Annotated in this window: 3 protein-coding genes; 2 read left to right on the top strand and 1 reads right to left on the bottom strand. The window is 40.7% G+C overall.

The features are described 5' to 3' along the window. Positions 1-73 precede the first annotated feature (73 nt). Positions 74-727 (top strand): hypothetical protein, encoded by a 654-nt coding sequence (locus V5N63_RS11340; protein ID WP_332034029.1) that lies wholly within the window; start codon positions 74-76, stop codon positions 725-727. Here V5N63_RS11340 and V5N63_RS11335 read toward each other — a convergent pair. Further along, positions 714-1,355, bottom strand: a complete 642-nt coding sequence (locus V5N63_RS11335) for a uracil-DNA glycosylase (RefSeq protein WP_332034028.1) — start codon at positions 1,353-1,355, stop codon at positions 714-716. The two genes, V5N63_RS11340 and V5N63_RS11335, sit on opposite strands and share 14 nt — an antisense overlap. A gap of 94 nt (positions 1,356-1,449) precedes the next feature. Here V5N63_RS11335 and V5N63_RS11330 point away from each other — a divergent pair. Continuing rightward, positions 1,450-3,599: endonuclease MutS2 (locus tag V5N63_RS11330; protein ID WP_332034027.1), on the top strand; the 2,150-nt coding region annotated here is incomplete at its 3' end.

Genomic DNA, 3,599 nt, shown 5'->3' with positions numbered 1-3,599 from the left:
ACAGGTTTCAACTTTATGGTGGGTCTGGCAATGTTTTTGGTCGTGTTATTCGACATCCTTTAAATTTAACATCATGATACACAGACTTATCCTCACTTCCTTTGGCATTTTAACTTTAGCGACCTGCCAAAACCCGAAAATTTCAGAAACTCCTGCTAAACAGGAAACTGTAAAGACAGAAACTTCAGCGAATTCAGCAGAACCAAAAGTTTCAGATGTGACGACAAACCAAACATCAGGCACAACAAAATCCAAGTCGAACGGCGAACCCGAAATGTCGGTAGGCTTACCACCGGATAAAGAAGCTGTGGAAACAGCTAAAAAAGAACAGCAAAATTCAACCGTGAAAAATACAGCCGGAATTGTTTATCTGAAAGAAGGTGAAAATAAATTCTTCAAAGAATATGAAATGAATGTTACCTTCAAAAAAATGACTGAAGACAGCCGCTGTCCGAAAGACGTCAACTGCATCTGGGCCGGAGTTGCGACCGCAGATGTAGAATTTATGGGTCTTTACACACGACCTGTAACCCTGAAACTGAGCACAATGAGCGATGCAAAAAAAGGGTACACCAAATCTCAGGAATTTAACGGCTACACCATATCTTTAGTGGAAGTAACTCCTGAAACTACTTCAGCTAAAGGCTTTAAGGCACTTCAGGGGTCTTACCGTATCGGACTTCAGTTCTCCAAAGGAAGTACAGGTAGCGGAACTACCACGAAATAATTTCTGAATTTTTCGATTTAAGATAATCGTTTATTTTAGAAAAAGGTTTGCTTCCATAGAAGCCGCGGTACACCGAAAATGGCGATGGATGCGCAGATTTAATGATAAAATGTTTAGAGGAATCAATAAATTCCTCTTTTTTTTGTGCAAAAGCACCCCAAAGCACAAACACTACATTTTCTTTTCGGTCAGAGATCGCTTTTATAATAAAATTGGTGAATTTCTCCCAACCCAGATCTTTGTGAGAATTGGGCGAATGCGCCCTCACCGAAAGCGTGGCATTCAATAACAATACACCTTGTTGTGCCCAGTCGTCGAGTTCCTTTTTTGTTCTCTCAATTCCTAAATCATCCTTAAGTTCAGTGAAAATATTTTTAAGTGAAGGCGGTGCAGCAACAGTTTCAGAAACCGAAAAGCACAAACCATTTGCCTGAAAATCATTATGATACGGATCCTGACCGATAATTACAACTTTCACCTCATCGAAAGGCGTAAGTTCCAGCGCACGGAAGATTTGGTTTTTCGGCGGAAAACATTTACCTGCAGCGTATTCTTCTTTCACCTTCTGCCAAAGATGTTCGAAGTATTCGGTATTTTTAATTGGGGCAAGAATTTCGTTCCAAGTCATGTTCTAATGGCTAACAGATTTTTACTATTAAAGACATCAAATATAAATAAATATTGCATTCCCAAGTTCCCGAAAATCTCATTAAATTTGCTACGTGCATATTACTAAAGATCAATTAGAAGAACTGGAATTTCCCGAATTACTCGCGGAAATTGCCCCTTTTGCGTACTCCGCAAAAACCGCATATAAAATCACCCAACTCAGGCCTTTTTCCATTGATGAGGCCGAACTGTCATTAAGAAAAGTGGCGGAATTCCTTTCGAGTTTCGAGAGCGACAATGCGATTCCTTTCAGCGAATATGAAGATATCGAGGAAGAACTGAAGCTGATGGTTATTGAAAATTTCAGGTTAGAAAACGCGGCATTTATCAGAATAAAAAGTTTGACCGAGCAAATCGGCAGGCTTCAGAAGTTTTTTCCGGTGTACGGCGATCTCTTTCAAAATCTGAACAACGATATCAGCGGTTTGGAATACAGAAAAGAAATCATCGACAAAATAGACAAGGTTTTTAACCGTTTTGCTGAAGTAAAAAGTGAAGCATCACCTGTTCTTAAAACCTTGAGAACAGCAATTTCCCACGCCCGAAAAGCCATTCAGGAAAACTTCAACCGTACTTTAACGGCGCTTTCCTCCACAGATTTTCTTGACGACATCCGAGAAAGCATCATTGATGACCAAAGGGTTTTAGCCGTAAGATCGGGCTATAAAAAAAGAGTTCCGGGAAGGGTTTTAGGCGTTTCAAAAACCGGATCGATTACCTACATTCAGCCCGAATCAGTGGTGAAACATCAGTTTAAACTCCGCGAAGACATTGAAGAGGAGAAAAAAGAAGTCGATAAGATTTTAAGAAAACTTACCGCTGAAATTGCAGAATTCCAGCCCCAGCTTTCAGACTACCAGACTTACATTTTCGATCTGGATTTAACGAGAGCGAAAGCTAAATTCGCCGAAAACATTGGCGGAATTTTACCCAAAATCAACCGGCACAAAACACTCAGACTCGTAAATGCCTATCATCCACTTTTGCTGCTGCGGAACCGTGAAGAAAAAAAACAGATTTTTCCGCAGACCTTTACCTTAACCGAACACAACCGCATCTTGTGTATTTCCGGGCCAAATGCAGGCGGAAAATCAATCACGCTAAAAACGGTCGGATTGCTGCAGTTAATGATCCAGAGCGGTATTCTGGTGCCCGTACATCCGAAATCCGAAATGTTTTTCTTTGACAGAATTATGACCGACATTGGCGACAACCAATCCATCGAGAATCATCTTTCCACGTATTCGTCACGACTGAAAAAAATGTCCGGAATTATTCGTGAAGCCGATGAAAACACGCTTTTGCTGATTGATGAATTCGGAACCGGTTCGGATCCTGAACTGGGTGGCGCGCTGGCAGAAAGTTTTCTTGAATTTTTCTATAAAAAGAAAAGCTTCGCCATCATTACCACGCACTACACCAACATTAAACTGGTGATCGAGCAGCTTCCCAATGCGCAGAATGCTGCCATGCTTTTCGACGAGCATTCTTTGGAACCTTTATATAAACTGGAAGTTGGCCAGGCCGGCAGTTCTTTCACTTTCGAAGTGGCCCAGAAAAATAAAATCCCGGCTTTCATTATTAATTCCGCAAAGAAAAAGGTGGAACACGATATTGTAAATCTCGACAAAACCATTGTAAAACTTCAGCAGGAAAAATTTGAGGTCGAGAAACTCAAAACCAATCTCACGGAACAGAAGGAATCGACCCAGAATAAAAAGGAAAATCTGGAAAAACTCAATGAACAGCTTCAGCAGAAACTTTTCAATTTCCAGAAACTGTATGAGGAAGAACACCGCAAACTGCAGTTCGGCAACAAGATCGAAGGATTTATTGATTCTTATGTGAAAGGGAAATCGAGAAAAGATGTAGTAAAAGATTTTGTGAAGATTCTGGAACAGGAAAAATTCAGAAAATTAGTTTCCGATAAAGATGAGACGAAGAAACTTCAGGTTGTAAAACGCAAAATCACCCAACAACTCAAAAAGGAAAACGTACAGGAAAAAATTGCCGAAACCAACGAAAAACTCGAAGACAAAAAAGCGAAAGAACGCGCAGTTTGGCTTAAAGTAGGCCAGCGCGTACGGATTTCGGGCAGCACGAGTGTAGGAACCATCGAAAAAATCGACAAAAACCAGAAAGTGACCGTGAACTACGGAATGTTTAAAACCCAAATTTCTGCGGAGGAACTGGAGCGGATTTA

The organism is Kaistella sp., from assembly GCF_032060305.1.
GTDB classification, from domain to species: Bacteria; Bacteroidota; Bacteroidia; order Flavobacteriales; family Weeksellaceae; genus Kaistella; species Kaistella yananensis.
Note: the sequence above shows the minus strand (reverse complement) of the source record. Positions and strands in the feature narration are given on the sequence as shown.